The organism is Burkholderia sp. BCC1047 (genome assembly GCF_902833155.1).
Classification (GTDB): Bacteria; Pseudomonadota; Gammaproteobacteria; order Burkholderiales; family Burkholderiaceae; genus Burkholderia; species Burkholderia sola.
Window position 1 is genome coordinate 34,522 of sequence record NZ_CADFEH010000004.1, and the last position, 21,110, is coordinate 55,631.

A 21,110-nucleotide genomic window follows, 5' to 3' on the forward strand; every position below is an offset into this window, starting at 1 on the left:
CACGTGACGGCATCGAAGGTCATCGCGCGGCTGGTTGCCGCGCTGGCGCTGGCCGGGTTGGGCTTCGGCCTGGCCGGCTGCAATACCGTCCGAGGCTTCGGGGAAGACGTCAACGCCGCCGGCAGCGCGCTCAAGCGCGCCGCGGAGTGACGTTTCCCGCCGAGAATTTGTCGATGTGCGCCGGCTGACTGCCGGCCCTTCAACCGGATAGACGGATCATGGAAAAATTCACTGTACATACCGGCGTCGTGGCGCCGCTCGATCGCGAGAACGTCGACACCGACGCGATCATCCCGAAGCAGTTCCTGAAGTCGATCAAGCGCACGGGCTTCGGTCCGAACGCGTTCGACGAGTGGCGCTACCTCGATCACGGCGAGCCGGGCCAGGACAACTCGAAGCGTCCGCTGAACCCGGACTTCGTGCTGAACCAGCCGCGCTACCAGGGCGCATCGGTGCTGCTCGCCCGCAAGAACTTCGGCTGCGGCAGCTCGCGCGAGCACGCGCCGTGGGCGCTGCAGCAGTACGGCTTCCGCGCGATCATCGCGCCGAGCTTTGCCGACATCTTCTTCAACAACTGCTACAAGAACGGTCTGCTGCCGATCGTGCTGACCGAGCAGCAGGTCGATCACCTGTTCAACGAGACGGCCGCGTTCAACGGCTTTCAACTGACGATCGATCTCGACGCGCAGGTCGTGCGCGCGGGCGACGGCCGCGAGTATCCGTTCGAGATCGCCGCGTTCCGCAAGTACTGCCTGCTGAACGGTTTCGACGACATCGGCCTCACGCTGCGCCACGCGGACAAGATCCGCCAGTTCGAGGCAGAGCGGCTCGTGAAGCAGCCTTGGCTCAACACCAAGCTGGTCCGCTGACATCGCGTTCGAGGCGGGCGCGCTTTGCGCGCGCTCGCCGGCCTGTCTCCATCACACTCTACCCAGTCAGGAATTTCGCATGAAGATTGCAGTGCTGCCCGGCGACGGCATCGGTCCGGAAATCGTCAATGAAGCGGTGAAGGTGCTGAACGCACTCGACGAGAAGTTCGAACTCGAACAGGCGCCGGTCGGCGGCGCGGGCTACGAGGCGAGCGGCCATCCGCTGCCCGACGCGACGCTGGCGCTCGCGAAGCAGGCCGACGCGATCCTGTTCGGCGCGGTCGGCGACTGGAAGTACGACTCGCTGGAACGCGCGCTGCGCCCCGAGCAGGCGATCCTCGGGCTGCGCAAGCACCTCGAGCTGTTCGCGAACTTCCGCCCGGCGATCTGCTATCCGCAGCTCGTCGATGCATCGCCGCTGAAGCCGGAACTCGTCGCGGGCCTCGACATCCTGATCGTGCGCGAACTGAACGGCGACATCTACTTCGGCCAGCCGCGCGGCGTGCGTGCGGCGCCGGACGGCCCGTTCGCCGGCGAGCGCGAAGGCTTCGACACGATGCGCTATTCGGAGCCGGAAGTGCGCCGCATCGCGCACGTCGCGTTCCAGGCCGCGCAAAAGCGCGCGAAGAAGCTGCTGTCGGTCGACAAGTCGAACGTGCTGGAGACGTCGCAGTTCTGGCGCGACATCATGATCGACGTGTCGAAGGAGTACGCGGACGTCGAGCTGTCGCACATGTACGTCGACAACGCGGCGATGCAGCTCGCGAAGGCGCCGAAGCAGTTCGACGTGATCGTCACCGGCAACATGTTCGGCGACATCCTGTCGGACGAAGCGTCGATGCTCACGGGCTCGATCGGCATGCTGCCGTCGGCGTCGCTCGACAAGCACAACAAGGGCCTGTACGAGCCGTCGCACGGTTCGGCGCCGGACATCGCGGGCAAGGGCATCGCGAACCCGCTCGCGACGATCCTGTCGGCCGCGATGCTGTTGCGCTACTCGCTGAATCGCGCCGAGCAGGCCGATCGCATCGAGCGCGCGGTGAAAACGGTGCTCGAACAGGGCTACCGCACCGGCGACATCGCGACGCCGGGCTGCAAGCAGGTCGGCACGGCCGCGATGGGCGATGCGGTGGTCGCCGCGCTGTAAGCAAGCGCATGGCAGTGAAGTGCGGTAATTAATGTGGAAAAGGGCGCGAACGGCCGGAAAAATCGGCCGGTTCGCGCACCGTTGGCCGTTGTGCGGGCCACCGGCTTTGTGTAGACTCGAACGATGGCGCTGATTTCCCTGATCTCCCCGGTCCTGAAACTCCACGGCAACACTGCCCGTGCGGGTGCGCGCGCCATCGTCATCACGAAAACCATTACCACGAAAACGATCATTAAACGCTGATCGCCGTCGTGCCCGCCTGTTTCCCCGCGCGGTCACGCGGGGACGGAAATGGCGGGGAAGCTCCATTCAAAGCAAAGGGTTAGTCATGAACGTAGGTCTCGTAGGTTGGCGCGGCATGGTCGGCAGCGTCCTGATGCAGCGCATGCAGGAAGAGGGCGATTTCGACCTGATCGAACCGGTGTTTTTCAGCACCAGCAATACGGGCGGCAAGGCGCCGTCGTTCGCGAAAAACGAGACCACGCTCAAGGACGCGACCAACGTCGACGAGCTGAAGAAGTGCGACGTGATCATCACGTGCCAGGGCGGCGACTACACGAACGACGTGTTCCCGAAGCTGCGCGCGGCCGGCTGGAACGGCTACTGGATCGACGCGGCATCGTCGCTGCGGATGCAGGACGACGCGGTCATCATCCTCGATCCGGTCAACCTCGACGTGATCAAGGACGCGCTCGTCAAGGGCACGAAGAACTTCATCGGCGGCAACTGCACGGTCAGCCTGATGCTGATGGCGCTCGGCGGCCTGTTCCGCGAGAACCTCGTCGACTGGATCACCGCGATGACGTACCAGGCCGCATCGGGCGCGGGCGCGCAGAACATGCGCGAGCTGCTGTCGCAGATGGGCACGCTGAACGGCGCGGTGCAGGCACAGCTTGCCGATCCGGCTTCCGCGATCCTCGACATCGACCGCCGCGTGCTGGCCGCGATGAACAGCGACGCGATGCCGACGAGCCACTTCGGCGTGCCGCTCGCCGGTTCGCTGATTCCGTGGATCGACAAGGATCTCGGCAACGGGATGTCGAAGGAAGAGTGGAAGGGCGGCGCGGAAACCAACAAGATCCTCGGCAAGCCGGCGATGGGCGAGCCGGGTTCGATCCCGGTCGACGGCCTGTGCGTGCGGATCGGCGCGATGCGCTGCCACTCGCAGGCGCTGACGATCAAGCTGAAGAAGGACGTGCCGCTCGACGAGATCAACGGCATCCTCGCATCGGCGAACGACTGGGTGAAGGTCGTGCCGAACGAGCGTGAAGCGTCGATGCGCGACCTGTCGCCGGCGAAGATCACCGGCACGCTGACGGTGCCGGTCGGCCGCCTGCGCAAGCTCGCGATGGGCGGCGAATACCTGTCGGCGTTCACGGTCGGCGATCAGCTGCTGTGGGGCGCGGCCGAGCCGCTGCGCCGCATGCTGCGCATCCTGCTCGACAAGTAAGCACGTTGTCCGGCCTGCGGGCCGGGCTGCACGATACGACGCGCCGCGTCGGCCTTGGGATTCAGGGCCGGCGCGGCGCGTTTTTCATGCGCGGTTCAGCGCAGGTTCAGCAGCGTCTGATCGACAGCCTGCTGGGTCTTGATCGTCTGCGCATTCGCCTGGTAATTGCGCTGCGCGGTGATCAGGTTCACGAGCTCGGTCGTCAGGTTGACGTTCGAGTTTTCCAGCGCGCTGCCCTGCAGCGTGCCGTGGTTCGTGCTGCCCGGCGCGGAGATCTGCGGCACGCCCGACGCGGCCGTTTCCGCATACTGGTTGCCGCCGATGTTCACGAGCCCGTTCGGGTTGTTGAAGTTCGCGAGCGCGATCAGGCCGAGCACCGCGCTCTGGCCGTTCGAGTAGTTGCCGGTCAGCTTGCCATCGGTGCCGATCGAGAACGTCGTCAGCGTGCCGCTCGCGAAGCCGTCCTGCGCGAGGTTGTTCACGCCGTCCTTGCCGCCGTACTGCGTCGTGCCGCCGAGATCGAGCGTCAGGTTCTGCGGATTCGCGCCGCCCGTCGTGTTCGGGATCGAGAACGCGAATTGGCCAAGGCTCGCGGTCGGCTGGCCGGTCGCGGCCGACGTCGTCGAGCTGATCCGGCCCGATGCGTCGAACGTGACGGTGCCGAGATTCGTCGGCGTCTGGCCCTGCGCGCCTGCGTAGGCTTGCCACGTGCCGGCCGCCGACTTCACGAAGTACAGGTTGACCAGCTGCGAACCGCCGAGCGAGTCGTAGACCTGGATCGACGTGTTGTAGTTGTACGTCGTGTTGTCGGCCGCGTTGAACGGGGTCTTGGTCGGCACCTTGTCCTGCGCGTTCAGGTTGAACTGGCCGGTGATCTTGTTCGTCGCGCGCGGCGCGATGTTGCTGGTCGGGGCTTGCAGCGGCACGGTCTGAGCGGTGTTGATCACGCCGCCGGCGCCTGCCGCATAGCCCATCAGGTTGCGGCCTTGCGCGTCGACGATCGCGCCGTTCTTGTCGCGGTGGAACGTGCCGTCGCGCGAGTACGTGGTCACGCCGTTGCTCGACATCTGGAAGAAGCCGTTGCCGTTGATCGCGACGTCGAGCGACGACTTCGTCGAATTGATCGTTCCCTGGCTGAAATGCTGCTGCACCGACGCGAGCCGCGTGCCGATGCCGATCTGCGTGTTGACCGACGTCGCGACCGAATTCGCATACATGTCGGCGAAGTTTGCGCGGCCCTGCTTGAAGCCGACCGTGTTTGCGTTCGCGATGTTGTTGCCGATCACGTCGAGATTGCTCGACGCGCCGGCCAACCCGCTCAAACCCTGTTGATAGCCCATGTTCGTTCCCGTAACGAGCTGGTGAGTGATGCAGTCGTGCGACTGCGCGATGGCCCTCCGGTACTTCACGGCATCAGCCCGGCCGGCGCGCTCCCGCCTTTCCCGCATGGGCAAGCGCGACGTCGAAATGTGCCGATTCCTGTTTGAAGGCGATCGTATCGACGGCGGTTATTCGGTCTGTGTAATTTTGTGTAATGAAATTGAATTGATGCAGAAATGATCGCTTTTGTATGAGTAATCAAGCGAGAGAAAGGTGGTCAAAGCCTTGTGGGGTGGGGCTTCGGCGGTGTGGATTTTCATTTCTCCGATAAGAGACGAAAATTGGCTTCTTATCGGCGAATTGGAATTGATTGGAGTGGAATGGGGCGCCGGTCGGGATTTGTTTTGATTTTCCGGCTGTTAATTCATTAACGGCGGACAGGATGGATTGTTGAGGGAGTGCTTGCGATTCTGTCGTCGCGATCCTGCGGCGGACGCCCGCTGAGCGCCAAAAAGCCGCGTCATTCGAGCGGGGCGCGAGGCTGCAGCGAGACGGCTTCCAACTGCGGCACGCAGGTTCGTTTGGATCGATCGGATGCATGGGCTACGGGCAGACGGACCCGCGCGACACGAGCGCCCGCCCGGGCCCGGTGGCACCTGTCGGCGACGAATTCGGCCGGAACCCGATCGTGTGAAGTAAACTACGCGGTTACGACGCACAGACCCGCCGAAAGCGTCGCGTTCCGCGCGACGCTTTTGCATTTCTGCAGCGCTTTATTGACGCTTCCAACCGCGAATCCGAGCCGCGCCCGTGCGCGGCGATAGAGCCAACGATGTCCCGAATTTCCTTGTTTCCGCGCCAGTCCCGTCTGTCGCGCGCCGTGCGTGGCGCGCTGGCGATCCTGGCGCTCGGCGCCGCCGCATCGGCGTGGGCAGTCGGCACCGGCGACCTGCCGGCATCCGCCGTCGGCGGCGCCGCACCGCTTACCGTGACGGTCCAGCCGGGCCAGTCGCTGAACGACATCGCGAAAGCGGCCACGCAATCGCACGATCCGGCCGTGCTCGCGCGCGCCGGTCGCGCGCTGTTCGACGCCAATCCGCAGGCGTTCATGAAGCGCGACGCGAGCCGCCTGAAAGTCGGCGCGACGCTGACGGTGCCCGCGCTCGACGCGACCGGCGCGGCGCTCGCGCCGGCCGGCGCATCCGCCGCGTCCGCAGCATCTGGTACGACGGCCGCTTCCGCGCCCGCCCCCGCATCGGGCGGGGCAGCGATCGCGCAGCACGGCGCATCCGCGCCGCAGCCCGGTTCGGCCGTGCAACCCGCGCCGGTCGCGCCGGCCGTGCATGCGGCTCCGGTGAGCGGCGCGAGTGCCGCGACGGCGACAGCGTCGGGCGCGACCGCTTCGAGCGGTGCGTCGGCGTCGATCGGTGCGTCGGCCGCGCATGGCGCGTCGGTTGTCGACGGCACGCAGCCGGCGGCGCCCACGGGCGGTGCGAGCGGCCCGCATGTGTGGAGCGGTGCGATCCAGTCGGCGCCGTCGTCCGCGAGCGAGGCCGCGGGGCAGCCGGTGCCGGGCAACCCGGTTGCCGGCATGCGGGAGCCGGCCGGCGCGGCGCCCGCCGTCGGCGCGTCGCAGCCGCGGCCGTCGAGCCTGCAGCAATTGCTCGCGTTGAAGAACCGCGTGCTGATGGAGTTGCAGAAGCACGGCATCGGCAAGCCGGCGACGACGACCGGCGTCGCGCCTGCTCCGGCGCCCGCCGCGCCCCGTCGGGCCGCGAATGACGCAGGTGCATCGGCCGCTGCATCGGCGGCGGACGAAGCCGCGTCGGGTGTGGCAGCCAGTGCGCCGCAACCGGCATCGGCTTCCGTGCAACCGGTCGCACCCGTCGCGACCTCGGCACGTCGTACCGAGCAGATGGACTGGCGCCCGGCCGCGGCGGCCGGCGCTGCCGTGATCGTGCTCGCGGCCGGCTTCGCATGGCGCAAACGCCGGAAGGGTCGGCGCGCGGACGACGCGGGTGCCGTTGCGACCGCGGCCGCAGCAGGTGGCGCCGCGGCTGCGGAAGCGGAAGCCCCGCCGTCCGTCGAACGCGAACTGCCGATCACGCCCGAGATGCCGATCGCACGCGATGCGGCATCCGACATGAATCTCGCCGCGGCGACTGCCGCCGCCGCGGAAACGATCGAGCCGCCCGCGGCGGATACATCGCCTGCGCCCGTCGTGACGGCGCCGCACGACGAGTCGCCGGAATTGCCGCCCGCCGACGCTGCCGTGTCGCCGGCGAACGACGCGATTCCGGGTTCGGCCGAGGCTCCGCACGACGCAGAACCCGTGGAAGGAGCCACTGCCGCCGACAAGCCGGCCGAGTCGACCAAGCCGGCCGAGCCGTCCGCCGCATCCGTCGCCCCTTCGAGCGCCGAAGCCCAGCGCGCGACACTGATGCAGAACGCGATCAGCGCGCTCAACAGTCTCGACATGCCGTTGCCGCCGCGGACGGCGGACGAGCCGTCGACGACGGGGGAACCGCCCGCGCAGGCACCGCAGCCCGACGCCGATAAAATTGCAACTAACGGTCAAGCCGCGCAGCACCCGCCGATGGGTTCGGCTGAAGCGACACCGGAACATCCGGCCGACCAGGACGACGAGTTCGACTGGGATCCGGACGCGGTGACGTCTGCCGGCCAGGCGGGCAGCCCAGCTACGTCGTCGTCGCTGCCGCCGCTCGGCGGCGCGCAGTTCGGCGCGCTGAAGCTCGACTTCGATCTCGACCTGCCGTCCACGCCGGGCGCCGCGCTGCCTGCGCTTACCGCGGACGAGCTCGCGCGCATCGCCCGCAACAAGCTCGATCTCGCGGCCGAATACGTCGAACTCGGCGACCTGTCCGGCGCGCGGACGCTGCTGCAGGAAGTGGTCGACGCGAACGACGCCGCGACGCGCGACGACGCCCGCGCGCTGCTCGCGAAACTGGCGGACGAGGCGTGATGCGGATCGCGCTGGGCATCCAGTACGACGGCGCGGCTTTTTGCGGCTGGCAGGCGCAGCCGCACGGCAAGACCGTGCAGGACCGGCTCGAACATGCGCTGGCCGAGTTCGCGCGGGTGCCGCTGCACACGACGGTGGCCGGACGGACCGATACCGGCGTGCACGGGCTCGGGCAGGTCGTGCATTTCGACACGGACCTCGATCGCGAGGTGTTTTCGTGGGTGCGCGGCACCAACGCGTTCCTGCCGCCGACCGTGTCGGTGCAGTGGGCGAAGCCGATGCCGGACACGTTCCATGCGCGCTTCTCGGCGTTCGAGCGCACCTACTACTACGCGCTGTACGTGCACCCGGTGCGTTCGCCGATGCTGGCCGGGCGCGCGGGCTGGATCCACACGCCGCTCGACGACGACGCGATGCGCGCCGCCGCCGCGCACCTGATCGGCGAGCACGATTTTTCGTCGTTCCGGTCGTCGGAATGCCAGTCGAAGACGCCGGTCAAACACCTGTATCAGATCGACGTGCGGCGCGAGGGGCATTTCATTCATTTCCGCTTCCGCGCGAACGCGTTCCTGCATCACATGGTGCGCAACCTGATGGGCTGCCTCGTCGCGGTCGGCCGCGGCCGCTATCCGGCCGACTGGCTCGCCGACGTGCTGGCCGGCCGTGACCGCAACCTCGCGGCCCCGACGTTCATGGCCGACGGGCTGTATCTCGCCCACGTCGGCTACCCGGCGGAATTCGCCGTCCCGCCCGCGCAGCTCGGCAGCGTGCCGTGGAGCAGCGTCTGGGCCGATCTGGACCCACAAACATGACGGAGCACGCCGTGTCTTCTTCGACTTCCGCCGCGGCCGGCCAGCCGCCGCGCACGCGCATCAAGCTGTGCGGGCTGTCGCGCCCCGAGGACGTGCTGCACGCGGCGGCGCTGGGCGCCGATGCGATCGGCCTCGTGTTCTACCCGAAGAGCCCGCGCGCGGTGACGATCGCGCAGGCGGCCGAGCTGGCGAGCCTCGCGCCGCCGTTCGTGTCGGTGGTCGGGCTGTTCGTGAATGCGACCGAAGCCGAGATCGAAGCCGTCGTGCGCGACGTGCCGCTCACGATGCTGCAGCTCCACGGCGACGAGACGCCGCAGCAGTGCGATGCGCTCGGCCGCGCGGCCCGCCTGCCGTGGTTGCGCGCGGTGCGCGTCGGCCCCTCGACGCAGCGTGCCGATTTGGTAGAATCGGCTCTTCATTATTCGAAAGCGCGCGGCCTCCTGTTCGACACTTTGGTGCCGGATTACGGCGGTAGCGGCAAGGTCTTCGATTGGTCTCTTATTCCCGCAGAGCTCGCGCGTCGGGCCGTTTTGAGTGGTGGCTTGAACGCGCAAAACGTCGGTGATGCGATCCGCCAGCTGCGTCCGTTTGCTGTCGATGTCTCGAGTGGCATCGAAGTGGAGGGCGCGAAGGGCGTGAAGGATCACGCCCGGATGGCGGCGTTCGTGTGCGCGGTGCGCGAAGCGGACGCCGGGTGATGCAAGCCGGTGCGGCCCCAAAAGCGGGCGCACCGACCGATCGAGAGAGACACCATGTACAACCTTCCTGATGATCGCGGCCACTTCGGCCCGTATGGCGGCGTGTTCGTCGCCGAGACGCTGATTCACGCGCTGGACGAACTGCGCGCGGCGTATGAAAAGTTCCAGAACGATCCCGACTTCGTCGCCGAATTCGAGCGCGAGCTGAAGTATTTCGTCGGCCGCCCGTCGCCGATCTATCACGCGCAGCGCTGGAGCGAGATGCTCGGCGGCGCGCAGATCTACCTGAAGCGCGAAGACCTGAACCACACGGGCGCGCACAAGATCAACAACGTGATCGGCCAGGCGCTGCTCGCGAAGCGCATGGGCAAGAAGCGCGTGATCGCGGAAACGGGCGCCGGCCAGCACGGCGTCGCGACCGCGACGATCTGCGCGCGCTTCGGGATGGAGTGCGTCGTTTACATGGGCTCGGAGGACGTGCGCCGGCAGGCCGCGAACGTCTACCGGATGAAGCTGCTGGGCGCTACGGTCGTGCCGGTCGAATCGGGTTCGCGCACGCTGAAGGACGCGCTGAACGAGGCGATGCGCGACTGGGTCACGAACATCGAAAGCACGTTCTACATCATCGGCACGGTCGCGGGCCCGCACCCTTACCCGATGATGGTGCGCGACTTCCAGCGCGTGATCGGCGACGAATGCAAGGTGCAGATGCCCGAGCTCGCCGGCCGCCAGCCGGACGCGGTGATCGCGTGCGTCGGCGGCGGGTCGAACGCGATGGGCATCTTCTATCCGTACATCGACGATCAATCGGTGCAGCTGATCGGCGTCGAAGCGGCCGGCGACGGCCTCGACACGGGCCATCACGCGGCCTCGCTGATCGCCGGCAGCCCGGGCGTGCTGCACGGCAATCGCACGTACCTGCTGCAGGACGACAACGGCCAGATCATCGAGACGCATTCGGTGTCGGCGGGCCTCGACTATCCGGGCGTCGGCCCCGAGCACGCATGGCTGAAGGACAGCGGCCGCGCGCAGTACGTGCCGATCACCGACGCGGAAGCGTTGAAGGCGTTCCACGACTGCTGCCGGATCGAGGGGATCATCCCCGCGCTCGAGTCGAGCCACGCGATCGCGTATGGCGTGAAGCTCGCGCCGACGTTGCCGAAGGACAAGCTCCTGCTCGTCAACCTGTCGGGTCGCGGCGACAAGGACATGCACACGGTCGCCGAGCGATCGGGCATCGAGCTCTGACCCCGACCCATGCGTGACCTGATCGAAGAGCCGGGCGGCGGCGCCGCGAGCGAGGCGGAGGCGGTTCAGCCCGCCGCTGCCGTGCCGCGCGCGCTGCCGTCCGGTATCGAGCTGCACAACCGCGATTTCCTGACCCACGCCGCGCACTTGCCGGATGCGTCGATCGACCTGATCGTCGCCGATCCGCCGTACGGGCTCGGCAAGGACTACGGCAACGATTCGGACAAGCGTTCGGGCGACGATTTCCTCGCGTGGACGCGCGGGTGGCTCGAGCTCGCGATTCCGAAGCTGAAGCCGAGCGGGTCGATGTACATCTTCTGCACGTGGCAGTACGCGCCGGAAATCTTCAGTTTCCTGAAGACGCAGCTCACGATGGTCAACGAGATCATCTGGGACCGGCGCGTGCCGAGCATGGGCGGCACGACGCGCCGTTTCACGTCGGTGCACGACAACATCGGCTTTTTCGCGGTTTCCAAAGCGTATTACTTCGATCTCGATCCGGTCCGCATCCCGTACGACGCCGATACGAAGAAGGCCCGCTCGCGCAAGCTGTTCGAAGGCAGCAAGTGGCTGGAGATGGGCTACAACCCGAAGGACGTCTGGTCGGTCTCGCGCCTGCATCGGCAGCACGCGGAGCGCGTCGATCATCCGACCCAGAAGCCGCTGGAAATCATCGAGCGGATGGTGCTCGCGAGCTGCCCGCCGGGCGGCCGCGTGCTCGATCCGTTCATGGGCAGCGGCACGACCGCGGTGGCCTGCGCACGGCAGGGGCGCGACTTCGTCGGCTACGAGATCAACGAAAGCTATTGTGCGATCGCGCACGAGCGCGTGAGCGCGCTCGCCGCGCCGGCGTGCGCGTGAATCGCGCCGCCGCATCGCCGAATGCACCAAGGAAAAATTGCCATGTCCCGTATTCAGCAGACCTTCGCCGCGCTCGCCGAACAAGGCCGTAAGGGCCTGATCCCGTTCATCACGGCCGGCGACCCCGATCCCGCGAAAACCGTCGAATTCATGCATGCGCTCGCCGCAGGCGGCGCGGACGTGATCGAGCTCGGCGTGCCGTTCTCGGACCCGATGGCCGACGGCCCCGTGATCCAGCGCTCGTCGGAACGCGCGCTCGCGCGCGGCGTCACGTTGAAGAGCGTGCTCGCCGACGTGAAGCGTTTTCGCGAAACCGACGCCAAAACCCCCGTCGTGCTGATGGGCTATGCGAACCCGATCGAACGGATGGGCGTCGACGCGTTCGCGGCCGAAGCGCACGCGGCCGGCGTCGACGGCGTGCTGGTGGTCGACTATCCGCCGGAAGAGGCGGGCGTGTTCGCGGAAAAAATGCGGGCCGCGCAGATCGATCCGATCTTCCTGCTCGCGCCCACGTCGACCGATGAACGCATCGCCGACGTCGGCAAGATCGCGAGCGGCTACGTGTATTACGTGTCGCTGAAGGGGGTGACCGGCGCGGGAAATCTGGATGTTTCGAGCATTGCGGGTAAAATCCCGGCCATCAAGTCGCGCGTGCCGGTTCCGGTGGGCGTCGGCTTCGGTATCCGCGACGCCGAAACGGCGCGCGCGGTGGCCGAAGTGTCGGACGCCGTCGTGATCGGCAGCCGCCTCGTGCAACTGCTCGAGAGCGCCGCACCGGAAGGTGCCGCCGCCGCGCTGAAGTCGTTCATCGCCGAGCTGCGCGCCGCGCTGGACGGCGCCGGCAACACGGCGCGATAAACACAACACAGGAAGCGGGAACGGGCCGGTCGGCCCACCCCGCCACGGAACAGGAAACCATACGATGAGCTGGCTCGACAAACTGTTGCCGCCGAAGATCAAGCAGACCGACCCGAAAAGCCGCAAGGGCATTCCGGAAGGACTGTGGGTCAAGTGCCCGTCCTGCGAGGCCGTTCTCTATCGCAACGACGTTGACGCGAACCTTCACGTGTGCCCGAAGTGCGATCACCACATGCGCATCGGCGCGCGCGAGCGCCTCGACGGGCTGCTCGATCCGGAAGGCCGCTATGAAATCGGCCAGGAAATCGTGCCGGTCGACTCGCTGAAGTTCAAGGACAGCCGCAAGTACCCCGATCGTCTGAAGGAAGCGATGGACGAAACCGGCGAAACCGACGCGATGGTCGTGATGGGCGGCGCAATCCACACGCTGCCGGTTGTGGCAGCCTGCTTCGAGTTCTCGTTCATGGGCGGCTCGATGGGTTCGGTCGTTGGCGAGCGCTTCGCGCGCGGTGCGCAGAACGCGCTGGAGCAGCACGTGCCGTTCATCTGCTTCACCGCGTCGGGCGGCGCACGGATGCAGGAAAGCCTGCTGTCGCTGATGCAGATGGCCAAGACCACCGCGATGCTGACCAAGCTGGCCGAAGCGAAGCTGCCGTTCATCTCGGTGCTGACCGACCCGACGATGGGCGGCGTGTCGGCGAGCTTCGCGTTCCTCGGCGACGTCGTGATCGCCGAGCCGAAGGCGCTGATCGGCTTCGCCGGCCCGCGCGTGATCGAGCAGACGGTCCGCGAGAAGCTGCCGGAAGGCTTCCAGCGCGCCGAATTCCTGCTGAAGACGGGCGCGATCGACATGATCGTCGACCGCCGCAAGATGCGCGACGAGATCGCGCAGTTGCTCGCGCTGCTGCAGCGACAGCCGGCCGACGCGCTGGCCTGACCGGCGCAAGGTTGTGACTCTGCGCGTCGCCCGGCTTCAGCGCTAGGCGGCGCGCTTCGTTTTTTGGCGTAGTGGCGGTACCGATCCAGATTTGATCCGATGAGCACCTTTCCCACTCTCGACGCGTGGCTTTCGCATCTCGAACGCGCGCACCCGGTCGGCATCGACATGGGCCTGACCCGTATCGGGCAGGTCAAGGCGGCGCTGCAGCTCGAATTCGCGTGCCCGGTGATCACCGTCGGCGGCACGAACGGCAAGGGCTCGACCTGCGCGTTCCTCGAGACGATCCTCGTGCGCGCGGGCTACAAGGTCGGCTGCCACACGTCGCCGCACCTGCTCGAATTCAACGAGCGCGCACGCGTGAACGGGCAGAACGTGACCGACGACGAACTGCTGCCGCACTTCGAGGCCGTCGAAGCCGCGCGCACGTCGCTGGCCGAGCCGGTCTCGCTGACGTATTTCGAATTCACGACGCTCGCGATCCTGCATCTGTTCGCGTCGCGCGGGCTCGACGCGGTGATCCTCGAAGTCGGCCTCGGCGGCCGGCTCGACGCGGTGAACATCATCGATACCGATTGCGCGATCGTCACGAGCATCGACATCGACCACACCGAATACCTCGGCGACACGCGCGAGAAGATCGCGTTCGAGAAGGCCGGGATCTTCCGCGCGGGCAAGCCGGCGATCTGCGGCGATCCGGCCGCGCCGCAGACGCTGATCGACCACGCCGAAGCGATCGGCGCCGATCTGTGGCTCGTCGGCCGCGATTTCCGCTACGAGGCGCAGGCGGGCGCCGAGCGCCAGCAATGGAGCTACCTCGGCCGCGACAAGCGCTATCCGGCGCTTGCGTATCCGGCGCTGCGCGGCGCGAATCAGCTGATCAATGCGTCGGCCGCGCTCGCGGCGCTCGAGGCGCTGCGCCCGGTGCTGCCGGTGTCCGCGCAGGACATCCGGCTCGGGCTGGCGAACGTCGAGCTGCCGGGGCGCTTCCAGGTGCTGCCCGGCAAGCCCGCGATCGTGCTCGACGTCGCGCACAACCCGCATGCGTCGGCCGTGCTCGAGCAGAACCTCGGCAACATGGGCTTCTTCCCGTACACGTACGCGGTGTTCGGCGCGATGCACGACAAGGACATCGACGGCGTGCTGCAGCACCTGAAGGGCGAGATCGACCACTGGTGCGTGACCGACCTGCCGCTGCCGCGCGCGGCTTCCGCGGAGCAGCTCGAAGCAGCGCTGCGCAAGGCTGGCGTGGAGGAGGGGCCCGATTCGAGCGTGACGCGCTATGCGTCGCCCGCGGAAGCGTTTCGCGATGCACTAAAAAGAGCATCCGAGAATGATAGAATCGTGGTTTTCGGCAGTTTCCATACGGTTGCCGGCGTGCTGGCCTACCGTAAATCGCAGCAACACTGACTGACGGGCAGTTTCGGACTCAGCCATTCATGGGAATTTTCTCGTTCGGCAAGAAAGACGACGACGCGCCCCCGCGGCGCGGCGGTCGCACCGGGGCCTCCCGGAACGTGCGCACGGAGCGCACTGAACGCGTCGAGCGACGCTCGCGCCGCACCGAGCGTCCGGAATCGGATGCACTGCTCCTCGATCCGACCCTTCCAGAAAAGCAACGCGCGCGCCGGCGTCTCGTCGGCGCGATCGCGCTCGTCGTGGCCGCGGTGATCGTGCTGCCGATGGTGCTCGATTCGCACCCGAAGCCGGTGACCGACGACATCGCGATCGACATCCCGAACCGGCCCGCGCACCAGGCAGTCGCGCCGCGCGACGACGACGTGTCGGACGTGCAGGCAGGCGTCGCGCACGACGAACCGCCGGCCTCCGACACGGCCGTTGCGGCCGCACCGACGCCCGCGCCGAAGGATGCGGCCAAGCCGGTCGCGAAACCCGAACCGACTACCACCGCGAGCGTGACGCCGCCGAAGCCCGCGCCGAAGCCGGCTGCTGCGCCTGCGCCGAAGCCGGCCGCACCGAAGCCTGCGCCCGCAACCGTCGCGAACGACGGCGCCGCGAGCCCGGACAGCGGCGACGCATCGTCGCCGGCGTCGCCGGCCGGTGCGCGCTTCGCGGTGCAGCTCGGGTCGTTCAAGGACGACGCGACAGCCCGTTCGTGGGCGACCAAGTTGAAATCGGCGGGCGTGCCCGCATATGTCGAGCATCGCAAGCAGGCAGACGGCAGCACGGCTACACTGTTGCGTGCCGGCCCGTTCGCGGATCGCGCGGCGGCCTCCGCCGCGATCGCGAAGGTGCGCGAAGCCGGTCTGACGCAGTAAGGCCACGATGCTGACGGCTTTCGACTACGCTGTATTGGCGGTGATCGTGTTGTCGGCGCTGCGCGGTGCGTGGCGCGGCTTCGTGTCCGAGATATTCGGGCTGATCGGCTGGATCGCGGCGATCGTGATCGCGGGCCGCTACGTCGGGCTGGTCGTGCCGTATATCCCGGCGAACTGGCCGGGCGGCGCGCTGACGCAGTGGGTGATCGCCTTCGCGTTGCTCGTGATTGGCGTCGTGCTGGTTGCCGGCGTGGCGAACGCGCTGCTGTCGCGGATCGCGCAGGCGAGCGGCCTGGGCGGCGTCGACCGCTCGCTGGGCATGATGTTCGGGCTCGTCCGCGGCTGTGTGCTGGTGGTGCTGCTGGTCGCGGCGGCCGGGCTGACCGAACTGCCCAAACAGGATTTCTGGCGCAATGCGCTATTGCGTCCTTTTGCCGAACAGGGCGTGCACGAGCTGAAGCAGCTCCTGCCCGACGGCATGGCCCAGTACGTACGCGTGTGACGACGCGGCCGGGCAGGACGGAACCGATTTTGTCATTCTGAAGGACATGCCATGTGCGGCATCGTAGGCGTTATCTCCCAATCCCCGGTCAATCAGCTGATCTATGACAGCCTGCTGCTGCTGCAGCATCGCGGTCAGGACGCGGCGGGCATCGCGACGGCGGACGGCAGCAATTTCCACATGTACAAGGCGAACGGCATGGTGCGCGACGTGTTCCGCACGCGCAACATGCGCAGCCTGCCCGGCACCTACGGCATCGGCCAAGTGCGCTACCCGACGGCCGGCTCGGCATCGAGCGAAGCCGAGGCGCAGCCGTTCTACGTGAACGCGCCGTTCGGGATCATCCTCGCGCACAACGGCAACCTGACGAACTGGATGCAGTTGAAGGACGAGATGTTCCGGATCGACCGCCGGCACATCAACACCAATTCCGACAGTGAAGTGCTGCTCAATGTGTTCGCGCACGAGCTGCAACTGTCGACCACGGGCCTCGAGCTCGATCCGGCGTCGGTGTTCAAGGCGGTCTCGGGCGTGCATCGCCGCCTCGAGGGCTCGTACGCGATCGTGTCGCTGATCGCCGGCTACGGCCTGCTCGCGTTCCGCGACCCGTTCGGCATCCGTCCGCTCTGCATCGGCAAGCTCGAAACCGAGCACGGCACCGAATGGATGGTCGCGTCGGAGTCGGTGGCGGTCGAAGGCATCGGTTTCGAATTCGTGCGTGACCTGGAGCCGGGCGAAGCGGTCTTCATCGACAAGGCCGGCAACTTCCACAGCCAGCAGTGCGCGGAGAACCCGACGCTGAATCCGTGCATGTTCGAATACGTGTATCTGGCCCGTCCGGATTCGTGCCTCGACGGCGTGCCGGTCTACAACGTGCGCCTGCGCATGGGCGACTATCTCGCCGAGAAGATCAAGCGCGAACTGCCGAACGTGCCGATCGACGTCGTGATGCCGATTCCCGATTCGTCGCGCCCGGCCGCGATGCAGGTCGCCGCGAAGCTCGGCGTCGAGTATCGCGAAGGCTTCTTCAAGAACCGCTACGTCGGCCGCACCTTCATCATGCCGGGGCAGGCCGTGCGCAAGAAGTCGGTGCGCCAGAAGCTCAACGCGATGAGCATCGAGTTCAAGGACAAGCACGTGCTGATCGTCGACGATTCGATCGTGCGCGGCACGACCTCGCACGAAATCGTGCAGATGGCGCGCGATGCGGGCGCGAAGTCGGTGATCTTCGCGTCGGCGGCGCCGCCCGTGAAGTTCCCGAACGTGTACGGCATCGACATGCCGACGCGCGGCGAGCTCGTCGCGCACGGCCGCACCGACGAGGAAGTCGCGAAGATCATCGGCGCCGATCATTTGATCTATCAGGACGTCGACGATCTGCGCCGTGCGGTGCGCGACATCAACCCGAAGCTCGAGAACTTCGAGGCGTCGTGCTTCGACGGCAACTACATCACCGGCGCCGTGACGCCCGAGTACCTCGATGCGATCGAGCGCGCGCGCCTCACGCCGGCGTCGCAGGCCGATCGCGACACGGCCGGCGACACCGAGCGTTCGCAGATGAACCTGCAACTGTCGGTCGAGTAACGCCGGCGCACGCTTTTGTCGAGGCGTGATAGGATGTGGCCTTGCGTCGATTTGATATCAGCTTGCGGACGCGGGGCAACTTCCCAAAACAGCTAAAGCGAAGGCCGGCGGCAGCCGGCCCGAGTCGATCGCTGTCGTACCGCACCGAAGCCCGCTGATGCCGACGCATAGCGGGCTTTTTTGTTTTTGGCCTCGGTTTTGACCGGGTCCGCGCCTCGTGCACGACCGTCGGCGCGGCCATCGAATACGGAAAACGGAACATGGACGACTCCCTCAACTTCGACACGCTTGCGGTGCGCGCGGGCACGCTGCGCAGCGACTTCAACGAGCATTCGGAAGCGCTGTTCCTCACGTCGAGCTTCTGCTTCTCCAGCGCGGCCGACGCGGCCGAGCGCTTCGCGAATTCGGAAGACTATTTCACCTATTCGCGCTTCACGAACCCGACCGTCACCATGTTCCAGGAGCGTCTCGCGGCGCTCGAGGGCGGCGAGGCATGCATCGCGACGGCGTCGGGCATGGCCGCGATCATGTCGGTCGTGATGTCCGCGCTGCAGGCGGGCGATCATCTCGTCAGCTCGCGCAGCCTGTTCGGCTCGACGCTCGGGATGTTCTCGCAGATCTTCAGCAAGTTCGGGATCACGACGACCTTCGTCGATCCGACCGACCTGAACGCATGGCAGGAAGCCGTGCGGCCGGAAACGAAGATGTTCTTCCTCGAGACGCCGTCGAACCCGCTGACCGAACTCGCGGACATCGAGGCGATCGGCAAGATCGCGAAGGCCGCGAACGCGCTGTTCGTCGTCGACAACTGTTTCTGCAGCCCGGTGCTGCAGCAGCCGCTGAAGCTCGGCGCGGACGTCGTGATGCACTCGGCGACGAAATTCCTCGACGGGCAAGGCCGCGTGCTCGGCGGCGCGCTGGTCGGCTCGAAGGAATTCATCATGGGCAAGGTGTTCCCGTTCGTGCGCAGCGCGGGCCCGACGCTGTCGGCGTTCAACGCGTGGGTGCTGCTGAAGGGGATGGAGACACTGTCGCTGCGCGTCGAGAAGCAATCGGCGAACGCGCTGGAGATCGCGCGCTGGCTCGATTCGCATCCGGCGGTGGCGCGCGTGTTCTATCCGGGCCTCGAATCGCATCCGCAGCATGCGCTCGCGAAGCGTCAGCAGAAGGCGGGCGGCGCGATCGTGTCGTTCGAGCTGAAGGGCGACACGCCCGAGCAGCAGCGCGCGAACGCGTGGCGCGTGATCGACAACACGAAGCTGGTGTCGATCACCGGCAACCTCGGCGACACGCGCACGACGATCACGCATCCGGCCACCACGACGCATGGCCGCATCACGCCGGAAGCGCGGGCCGCGGCGGGGATCACCGAAGGGCTGATCCGCCTCGCGGTCGGCCTCGAGCATGCGGGCGACGTTCGCAACGATCTGGCGCGCGGCCTGGACGGCTGAGGCTGAGCGATACAGCCGGTTTGCGCTCGGCATCAATGAAACGGGCCGCTCGAAAGAGCGGCCCGTTGTCGTTTCGGCGCATGCCGTCGCGCGCGTGTCGTGCCGTCGTTCAGCCGACGGCGTGCGCGGACGGTGCGGCACGCATCGCGTCCACCATCCAGCGCAGCGTTTCGTCGAGCGGCGTGACCGGCAATTCGCCCACCGCGCGCCGCAGCTTGTCGCGCGACCCGCTCAGGCTCTTCACTTCGTTGTGCCGCACGAAGCGCGGATCGATCGTCACGTCGATCACGTAGCCGGCGATCCGCGACAGCATCGCCAGCACTTCCTTCAGCGAATACGCGCGTTCCGAACAGACGTTGAACGTCTCGCCGGCCGGCGCGGCTTCGACCAGCTTCAGATAGGCGGCCGTCACGTCGCGCACGTCGGAGAAATCGCGGCTCACGTCGAGGTTGCCGAGCGAGATCCGCGGCGCGTTGCTCGCATAGTGCGCGACGAGCTTCGGCAGCAGATACGCATCGCTCTGGCCGACACCCGTGTAGTTGAACGGCCGCGCGATCACGATCGGCAGCCGGTCGGCCCAGAGCTTCGCCGCATATTCCATCGCGAGCTTGCTGACCGCGTAGTCGTTCGCCGGCGCGGGCGCGACGGTTTCGTCGAGCACGCCGGGCGTCGAGTTGCCGTAGATGTTCGCGCTGCTGGCCAGCAGCACCGCCGACGGACGGCGGTCGAGGCCGGCGAGCGCCGCCAGCAGGTTGCGCGTGCCGACGATGTTGACCGCGTAGGTCGGCGACGGCTCGTCGTCGGCGACATGCGCACGCGCGGCGAGATGCACGACCGCGTCGGGTCGTGCGTCGGCCGCGGCCGCGCGCATCGCATCCGCGTCGAGCAGGTCGACGGGCAGCAGCGTGCACTGTGCGAACGCCGGATCGGCGGGGCGCGGTGTACCGGGCGCGACCGTGCCCCAGACGTCATAGCCGGCCGCCTGCAGGCGTTCGGCCATGTAGCGACCGGTGAAGCCCGTCAGGCCCGTGACGAACGCACGGCGCGACGGACGCCCGGTTTCAGAACGTGTCATGGTGTTGGTTCCGCGTCAAATCCGCTTCGACCATCATCTGACACAGTTGTTCGAGCGTCGTCTTGGGCGCCCAGCCCAGTTTGCTTTTCGCCTTGTCCGCGCAGCCGATCAGCAGGTCGACTTCGGCAGGGCGGTAGAACTTGGGATTCACCTCGACGAGCACGTTGCCCGTCGCCGCATCGAGGCCGCGTTCCTGCTCGCCCTTGCCGGTCCATTCGAGCTGGTAGCCGGCCGCCGCGAACGCCATCCGCACGAAGTCGCGCACGGTTTCGGTGCGGTTGGTCGCCAGCACGTAGGTGTCGGGTTCGTCGGCCTGCAGCATCCGCCACATGCCTTCGACGTATTCGAGTGCGAAGCCCCAGTCGCGCTTCGCGTCGAGATTGCCGAGCTCGAGCTTGGTCGCTTTGCCCAGCTTGATCTTCGCGATCGTGTCGGTGATCTTGCGCGTGACGAATTCGCGGCCGCGCAGCGGCGATTCGTGGTTGAACAGGATGCCGCTGCTGCCGAACAGGCCATACGATTCGCGGTAGTTCACGGTCATCCAGTGCGCGTACAGCTTTGCGACGCCGTACGGGCTGCGCGGATAGAACGCGGTGGTTTCCGTTTGCGGGATCGCCTGCACCTTGCCGAACATCTCCGACGTCGACGCCTGGTAGAAGCGCGTCTTCGGGCTCACGACGCGAATCGCCTCGAGCAGGTTCAGCGGGCCGATGCCGGTCACTTCGGCGGTCGACGCCGGCTGGTCGAACGACACGCCGACGAAGCTTTGCGCGGCCAGGTTGTACAGCTCGTCCGGCTGCGTGCGTTCGAGCAGGCGCAGGCTCGAGCCCGCGTCGGTCAGATCGTGTTCGACGAGCGTCAGGTTCGGGTGCGTGTCGACACCCAGCTCGGCGATGCGCCAGAAATTCACCGAACTGGTGCGGCGGTAGGTGCCGGTGACCTCGTAGCCCTTGTCGAGCAGCAGTTTGGTCAGGTACGCACCGTCTTGCCCCGAAATCCCGGTGATGATGGCCTTTTTACGCGTTTGGCTCATGGC

At 66.9% G+C, this 21,110-nt stretch carries 20 protein-coding genes; 17 read left to right on the forward strand and 3 right to left on the reverse strand.

Annotation, left to right across the window (positions count from 1 at the left end):
- Positions 1-3: 3 nt before the first annotated feature.
- The 5 genes from HWX55_RS06230 (at position 4) to asd (ending at position 3,466) form a co-directional block, all read left to right on the forward strand.
- Positions 4-150, forward strand: coding sequence for an entericidin A/B family lipoprotein (locus tag HWX55_RS06230; protein ID WP_011548098.1), 147 nt, complete (start codon positions 4-6; stop codon positions 148-150).
- 68 nt (positions 151-218) lie between these two features.
- Positions 219-869, forward strand: coding sequence for a 3-isopropylmalate dehydratase small subunit (gene leuD, locus HWX55_RS06235; protein WP_050011279.1), 651 nt, complete (start codon positions 219-221; stop codon positions 867-869).
- A 79-nt stretch (positions 870-948) separates the two neighbouring features.
- Entirely contained in the window at positions 949-2,016 is a 1,068-nt protein-coding gene (gene leuB / locus HWX55_RS06240) for a 3-isopropylmalate dehydrogenase (RefSeq protein ID WP_011548096.1), read from the forward strand.
- 123 nt (positions 2,017-2,139) lie between these two features.
- Positions 2,140-2,259, forward strand: a complete 120-nt coding sequence (locus HWX55_RS06245) for a hypothetical protein (protein WP_006756675.1) — start codon at positions 2,140-2,142, stop codon at positions 2,257-2,259.
- An 85-nt stretch (positions 2,260-2,344) separates the two neighbouring features.
- Complete coding sequence (gene asd, locus HWX55_RS06250; RefSeq protein WP_175974799.1) at positions 2,345-3,466, forward strand: aspartate-semialdehyde dehydrogenase; 1,122 nt, start codon at positions 2,345-2,347, stop codon at positions 3,464-3,466.
- 95 nt (positions 3,467-3,561) lie between these two features.
- On the opposite strand, the gene flgE is transcribed toward asd, so the two are convergent.
- Positions 3,562-4,806: a flagellar hook protein FlgE gene (flgE, locus tag HWX55_RS06255; protein ID WP_175974801.1), complete on the reverse strand. Its 1,245-nt coding sequence runs from the start codon at positions 4,804-4,806 to the stop codon at positions 3,562-3,564.
- An 812-nt stretch (positions 4,807-5,618) separates the two neighbouring features.
- Between flgE and HWX55_RS06260 the strand changes: the two genes are divergently transcribed.
- The 12 genes from HWX55_RS06260 (at position 5,619) to HWX55_RS06315 (ending at position 18,999) form a co-directional block, all read left to right on the forward strand.
- The gene (locus HWX55_RS06260) at positions 5,619-7,769 is read left to right on the forward strand and encodes a FimV/HubP family polar landmark protein (protein ID WP_175974803.1); all 2,151 of its coding nucleotides are present in this window, start codon (positions 5,619-5,621) and stop codon (positions 7,767-7,769) included.
- Entirely contained in the window at positions 7,769-8,581 is an 813-nt protein-coding gene (gene truA, locus HWX55_RS06265) for a tRNA pseudouridine(38-40) synthase TruA (protein WP_050011275.1), read from the forward strand. Before HWX55_RS06260 ends, truA begins: the two co-directional genes overlap by 1 nt.
- A complete protein-coding gene (locus HWX55_RS06270; RefSeq protein ID WP_175974805.1) occupies positions 8,578-9,279 on the forward strand; it encodes a phosphoribosylanthranilate isomerase in 702 nt (233 codons plus the stop codon). Before truA ends, HWX55_RS06270 begins: the two co-directional genes overlap by 4 nt.
- Positions 9,280-9,333: 54 nt before the next feature.
- The gene (gene trpB / locus HWX55_RS06275; RefSeq protein WP_175974807.1) at positions 9,334-10,527 is read left to right on the forward strand and encodes a tryptophan synthase subunit beta; all 1,194 of its coding nucleotides are present in this window, start codon (positions 9,334-9,336) and stop codon (positions 10,525-10,527) included.
- Between the two features lie 9 nt (positions 10,528-10,536).
- Positions 10,537-11,388 carry a site-specific DNA-methyltransferase gene (locus HWX55_RS06280; RefSeq protein WP_124632525.1) on the forward strand — a complete coding sequence of 284 codons (852 nt, stop codon included), beginning with the start codon at positions 10,537-10,539 and terminating at the stop codon, positions 11,386-11,388.
- Between the two features lie 42 nt (positions 11,389-11,430).
- The gene (trpA, locus tag HWX55_RS06285) at positions 11,431-12,246 is read left to right on the forward strand and encodes a tryptophan synthase subunit alpha (protein ID WP_175974809.1); all 816 of its coding nucleotides are present in this window, start codon (positions 11,431-11,433) and stop codon (positions 12,244-12,246) included.
- Positions 12,247-12,310: 64 nt separating this feature from the next.
- Complete coding sequence (accD, locus tag HWX55_RS06290) at positions 12,311-13,183, forward strand: acetyl-CoA carboxylase, carboxyltransferase subunit beta (protein WP_009691548.1); 873 nt, start codon at positions 12,311-12,313, stop codon at positions 13,181-13,183.
- A 99-nt stretch (positions 13,184-13,282) separates the two neighbouring features.
- Positions 13,283-14,593 (forward strand): bifunctional tetrahydrofolate synthase/dihydrofolate synthase, encoded by a 1,311-nt coding sequence (gene folC, locus HWX55_RS06295; protein ID WP_077177763.1) that lies wholly within the window; start codon positions 13,283-13,285, stop codon positions 14,591-14,593.
- Positions 14,594-14,622: 29 nt separating this feature from the next.
- Complete coding sequence (locus HWX55_RS06300; protein WP_175974811.1) at positions 14,623-15,462, forward strand: SPOR domain-containing protein; 840 nt, start codon at positions 14,623-14,625, stop codon at positions 15,460-15,462.
- Between the two features lie 7 nt (positions 15,463-15,469).
- Complete coding sequence (locus tag HWX55_RS06305) at positions 15,470-15,964, forward strand: CvpA family protein (RefSeq protein WP_027782633.1); 495 nt, start codon at positions 15,470-15,472, stop codon at positions 15,962-15,964.
- 51 nt (positions 15,965-16,015) lie between these two features.
- The gene (purF, locus tag HWX55_RS06310; protein ID WP_050011268.1) at positions 16,016-17,548 is read left to right on the forward strand and encodes an amidophosphoribosyltransferase; all 1,533 of its coding nucleotides are present in this window, start codon (positions 16,016-16,018) and stop codon (positions 17,546-17,548) included.
- Positions 17,549-17,808: 260 nt separating this feature from the next.
- Complete coding sequence (locus HWX55_RS06315; RefSeq protein ID WP_175974813.1) at positions 17,809-18,999, forward strand: O-succinylhomoserine sulfhydrylase; 1,191 nt, start codon at positions 17,809-17,811, stop codon at positions 18,997-18,999.
- A gap of 109 nt (positions 19,000-19,108) precedes the next feature.
- On the opposite strand, the gene HWX55_RS06320 is transcribed toward HWX55_RS06315, so the two are convergent.
- Positions 19,109-20,074, reverse strand: coding sequence for an NAD-dependent epimerase/dehydratase family protein (locus tag HWX55_RS06320; protein ID WP_175974815.1), 966 nt, complete (start codon positions 20,072-20,074; stop codon positions 19,109-19,111).
- Entirely contained in the window at positions 20,061-21,107 is a 1,047-nt protein-coding gene (gene gmd, locus HWX55_RS06325) for a GDP-mannose 4,6-dehydratase (protein WP_175974817.1), read from the reverse strand. The genes HWX55_RS06320 and gmd overlap by 14 nt, the downstream gene beginning before the upstream one ends.
- Positions 21,108-21,110: the final 3 nt, after the last annotated feature.